2 protein-coding genes and 2 pseudogenes are annotated in these 5,130 nt (G+C 68.9%); 1 reads left to right on the forward strand and 3 read right to left on the reverse strand.

Annotation, left to right across the window (positions count from 1 at the left end; translation table 11 throughout):
• The 3 genes and pseudogenes from AC08ON_RS13460 to AC08ON_RS13470 all read right to left on the reverse strand — a co-directional run.
• Nucleotides 1-230 (reverse strand): annotated as a pseudogene (locus AC08ON_RS13460) (hypothetical protein); the annotation flags it as partial.
• A gap of 571 nt (nt 231-801) precedes the next feature.
• Nucleotides 802-2,988 (reverse strand): annotated as a pseudogene (locus AC08ON_RS13465) (putative bifunctional diguanylate cyclase/phosphodiesterase).
• 165 nt (nt 2,989-3,153) lie between these two features.
• Nucleotides 3,154-3,996: an SAM-dependent methyltransferase gene (locus AC08ON_RS13470; RefSeq protein ID WP_476607737.1), complete on the reverse strand. Its 843-nt coding sequence runs from the start codon at nt 3,994-3,996 to the stop codon at nt 3,154-3,156.
• Nucleotides 3,997-4,505: 509 nt separating this feature from the next.
• Here AC08ON_RS13470 and AC08ON_RS13475 point away from each other — a divergent pair.
• A complete protein-coding gene (locus AC08ON_RS13475) occupies nt 4,506-5,060 on the forward strand; it encodes a flavodoxin family protein (protein WP_476607738.1) in 555 nt (184 codons plus the stop codon).
• The last annotated feature ends 70 nt before the right edge of the window (nt 5,061-5,130 follow it).

Consider the following 5,130-nt stretch of genomic DNA (forward strand, 5'->3'; position numbering starts at 1 on the left):
GACTCCGGAACCGACCCCGACTGCGAGACCGGAACGGGGGGAAGGTCCCGAGGCGGGGTCACGGCCGGCCTGATGCCCTCCATCGCCACCCGGGTGATCTCACGGGCGAGGCACTCGACGATCTGATGTCGGGCGAGTTCGCGGGCCTCTCGAACGGCCTCCTCGAGGACCTCAGGCGCGAGTCGCCGGGCGAGGGCCGTGAGATCCTCAGCCCCGGCCGCCGTGCTCATGGCCGCTACTCCCTCGTGTCCCGTCTCTCGACCGCCGATGCCTGGTCAAGGCCGATCCCCCTGCGCCAGCCAGGCCTGCCGGCCCCGCCGAAGAGGCGCTCGACCGCGTCCGCCGGATCCCGGCCCGTCGACCCTCCGGTGGCGCGGTCGGTGAAACGGCCGGTGGGCCACCCGACAGCCCGGCCCCTGGGCTCCTCCACACCCTCCCCGGCACGATTCACGATCTGCGCGGGACGGTCGGCGATCCACTCAGGATGATCCTCGGCCCGCCCGGCGACGGGCGGTCCCGTCCTCGTCTGGGCTCATGGTGTCTGGGCTCATGGTGTCTGGGCTCATGGCCGGTGCGCGGCCCCGTCCGCCCCGCCTCCAGGACAGGGAGGACCGCGGCATCGAAGACATCGACACGCCGCCCATTCCCGGGACTACCGGCTCCAAACTCCCAGCGTATGACGGGTGCCGACCGCAGATCACCGACCGGCGCCCCCGCCCGGAGGAGCCCCCGCCCGGAGGAGCCAAGGCCATCCAGGCCGAAGGTCCACTGGGGGTGGAGAGGTCAGCGCGCCCTACGGGATCAGCGCGCCCATGCCGCCCGCGCTGCCTGCGTGGGGCTCGAAGATGATCGGTCCGAGTCAGCGGACCGGGTCAGGATCCTCTGGGTGATCTCCTCAGCCGTCAGCGGCGGCGCGAAGAGAAAGCCCTGCGCGCTGTCGCAGGCGGCCGCGCGCAACCGCTCGGCCTGCATCGGGGTCTCGACGCCCTCGGCGGTCACCGTCAGGCGCAGGGTGTGGGCCAACGTGACCAGCGTCTGCACGATCTCCTCACCCCCCGGGTCGGCGTCCCGCGCCGAGCGGAAGCCCTCGACGAACGGTCCGGCGAGCTTGAGCGTGTGCACCGGCAGCCGACGCAGGTAGGCGAGGTTGGAATAACCGGTGCCGAAGTCGTCGATAGCGATCCGTACGCCCATCTCGGCGAGCCCGCGCAGGACCCGCAGCGACTCGTCGGCCGTGCCCATGAAGGCGCTCTCGGTAAGTTCCAGCTGGAGCAGGTCCGGGGAAAGCCCGGTCTCGTCGAGAATGCGTCGGACCTGTTCCACCAGGCCGGCTTCGCGGGTCTGCCGGGCGGCCAGGTTGACGCTGACGAACAGGGCGTGCGGATGACACTCCTGCCACTGCCGCGCCTGCCGACAGGCGAGCTCCAGCACTCGCCGGCCGAGGGGCACGATCTACCCGGTCTCCTCCGCCATCCCGATAAACAGATCGGGGGGCAGCAGACCGAGGCCAGGATGCCGCCAGCGGACCAGCGCCTCCACCCCGACCATCGCCCCGGCGGCCATCCTGGCACCCGCACCGTCGCCGAGGGCGATGATCGGCTGGTACTCGACGACGAACTGGTCCTGTTCGAGGGTGCGGGGCAGCATGGTCGACAGAGTGTGCCGGGTCACCTGCCGGGCGCCTCGCTCCGTGTCGAACAGGGCCCAGCGACCCTTCCCCTCCGCCTTCGCCCGGTAGAGCGTGATGTCGGCGGCCCGTAGCAGATCGGCGTAGTCCCCGCCGGCGACGGGCCGTTCGACGATGCCGATGCTTGCTCCGATGGACAGCGCGTGGTCACCCACCCGCAGTGGGCTCGCCAGCGCCGCCAGCACGGTCTCGGCGACGGCGACGGCGTCCGCCGTGCCGGCTGTGTCAGCGACAAGGATCACGAACTCGTTACCACCCATCCTGACCAGGAGCTGCTCCGGGGACAGCACCCGACGCAGCCGGTCCGTGACGGCGACGAGCAACCGGTCGCCGACGTCGTGGCCGAGGCTGTCGTTCACCATCTTGAATCCGTCCAGATCGATGAAGCACAGCCCGATGCGACGTTCCGGTCCCGTGGCTATCAGTTCGTGGACCCGTTCGATGAGTACCGTCCGGTTCGGCAGGCCGGTAAGCGGGTCGTGCCGCGCCTGGCGGCGCAGCTGATTCTGCAACAGATGCCGGTCAGTCACATCCACGATCATGGAGAGCTGCGCACGGCACCGCCCGTCGTCGTCGCGCAGACACGACGTGGTCAGCTCGGCCCACACCACCGACCCGCCGATCCCGGTGAACCGCCGCTCCATCCGGATGTGCTCCGGTCCGGCGGTCCGCTGGGCGGCATAGGCCTCCCGGAGCTCCCTCGCGTCCTGGGGATGCGCAAACTCGTCGATTGACCTGCCCTGCACCTGACCCGGGCCGACTCCGAGCATCCGCAGAAAAGCGTCGTTGGCGTCGATGATCCGTCCGTCTCCATCATTGATCAGGATTCCGATCGCGGAGCCGGTGAAGATCAGCCGGAAGCGGGCATCGCTCGCGTGCAGAGCCGCACGATGGATCGAGTCCTGCCCGGCGAGGATCCGCTCCCGCAGCGCATGGGCGTATCCCTGGGCCAGGCCGCCCTGCAACGCCGCCAGCCGGGCGCCGTACCCGTCGGCCGTCCCGAGTCGTAGGTCGGTGAGCAGTCTGGTGCCACAGATCTCGATGGTTCCGGCCAACGCGTCCGCGGCGCCGAAGGTGTACTCGACGACGGCAGCCCCGACCGCGGCCGCAGGGTCGGCCGTGAACGGTTCGGCGAGCAGGGCGTCGACGAGCCGGTCGCTCAACGCCCGTAACCGCTGCTCGACGTCGATCAGGCCGATCGCCGGATAGCTGGCGCCGAGGATCTCTCGGGCCCAGGCCTGGGCGAAGCGCGCGACGCCCTGCTGGCGTGCCGTCTGGGGCAGGGACCTCACCGCACGCACTCCTCATCGCACGCATTTCTTGCCCGACCATGACAAACCTTGGGCCTGACCCGCCCTGTGACAGAATCTCGGCCGCTGGCCGGAAAAGCACCGGAAGCCGGAGAAAAACCAATAAAAAAGTAAAAAGTAAAAATAATTAAGAAAAATCATAAAAACTAGGAACAGTCAGAAACAGCCGGGAACGGCGAGCCACCGGCGCCCGACCGCGGCAAGTATCGTGGAACGCACCGGGTTGTCCGCGAGGGGATCGGCGCCCATGCTCGCCGCGTCCGGGCGCCAGGCCGGTAGGTAGACCAGGCCCGGGTCAACGAGCTCGTATCCGCGGAGCAGACCGGCGATCTCCGCACGGGAACGCGGGGTCACCACGGTGGGGGTCTCGTCGTAGACCTTGCTGGCCTGGTTGATCTCTACGACCCGCTCGTCCGCGATCACATGAGAGATGGCCAGGTAACTGCCCGGCGCCGTCGCCTCCCGGAAGGAATCGATGATGCCAGCCGGGTCATCGCTGTCGGGGACGAAATGCAGAACCGTCACCATGAGCACGGCGATCGGTTGAGAAAGATCGAGCAGCTCGGCCACCGCGCTGGAGCCGAGGATCGACGCGGGCTGCCGAACATCCGCCTGGAGCACCGTGGCCCGCGGATTGTCGACCAGCAGCATCCGGGAGTGGATGACGGCGACCGGGTCGATGTCGACATAGACGACCCGGGCCTCCGGATTCACCCCTTCGGCGATCTCATGGACGTTACCGACCGTCGGCACCCCGGAGCCGAGATCCAGAAACTGTGTGATCCCGGCCTCGGCAGCGAGGAAGCGCACCGCCCGGTGCAGGAACAACCGGTTCGATCTGGCGATCAGCAGGGCGTCCGGGAGGATCTCGATGGTGGCGCGCGTCGCCTCCCGGTCCACCGCGAAATTGTGCGATCCGCCGAGCGCGTAGTCGTACATCCGTGCGGCGCTCGGGCGATTGACATCGATCCCCGCGGCCCACTCGGGCAACTCCTCCATGATCACCTATTCTCCTGTGCGACCCGCTAGACGACGTACGGTGAGGAGATTGTCTACCATCGCCACCTTCGTCACCACACCGGCCGGTCTCGCTACGGAGACCAGCACCCTCCAGACCGCGTTCGCTCGTTTCATCGCACGCCCGCCATACCTCCTGCCCGGGCCTCCCGGCGGCGCGGACCGACCTCCGGCGGCGGCCCATGGGGAAGCCGCCGACCGTGCCGAATGTCCGATTTGACCAGACCGTCCTACCCTGCCCTGCGTGGCCGTCCACGGAGGACACTGGTCTGGAACCTGGATCGAGGGTCGACGCCCGCGACGGCCGAGGAGACCCCTACGGCCGCAAGAACCGGAAGAACCGGAAGAACCGAAAGAACCGGGAGGACCGGAGCCCGCGGCGGCAGCCGACAGACCGACGGCGGCCGGGACAGCGCGGGTATTCGGGCGTCGCCCTCGGCCGGGACCGTACGAGGCTCCGGTACGAGGTTCCGGGTGAGGAGTGGGACGAGATGCGCGCCCTCGTCGTGTATGAATCGATGTTCGGCAACACCAGGGTGATCGCGGACGCCGTCGCGATCGGCCTGTCGACGTGGTTGGACGTCGGACTCGTAGAGGTCGGCACCGCAGACCCGGCCCTGGACGACGATGTCAGGCTCCTCATCGTCGGCGGGCCCACCCATGCGTTCGAGATGAGTCGGCCCGAGACCCGGCACGACGCCACCAGGCGGACCGAGGGCAATGTCGTGTCACCGGGGATCGGGATCCGGGAGTGGCTCGAGGCACTGCCCAGGCAACCGAGTGGGTCGCCCGAGGAGACGCCGCTCACCGGAGCGGCCACGTTCGACACGAAGGTCCGTCACCCCCGTCCCGCGGGTTCGGCCGCGGCCAGTGCAGCAAGGTGCCTGCACCGTCTCAGCTTCTCCCTCCTCGACCGTCCACGGAGCTTCTACGTCGACGGCCCGCCGGGCCCCCTGGTGGCCGGCGAACCCGAACGTGCCCGCCGCTGGGCCGAAAGCCTCGGATGGATGGTCCCTGCCTCGGCGAAGGGTAACGCGCTTTCCTGAGGTCGGGTGGCCCAGGGGAATTGCACCCCTGGGCTCCCACAGAACGGAGCGTGACGTAGGGTAGGCCGTC

The sequence above is a fragment of the Frankia sp. CoWAU3 genome, from assembly GCF_977971855.1.

Bases quoted from the DNA above. Each gene is read 5' to 3' on its own strand.
- AC08ON_RS13475 (WP_476607738.1), top strand. From the start codon at position 4,506: ATGCGCGCCCTCGTCGTGTATGAATCGATGTTCGGCAACACCAGGGTG.
- AC08ON_RS13470 (WP_476607737.1), bottom strand. From the start codon at position 3,996: ATGGAGGAGTTGCCCGAGTGGGCCGCGGGGATCGATGTCAATCGCCCG.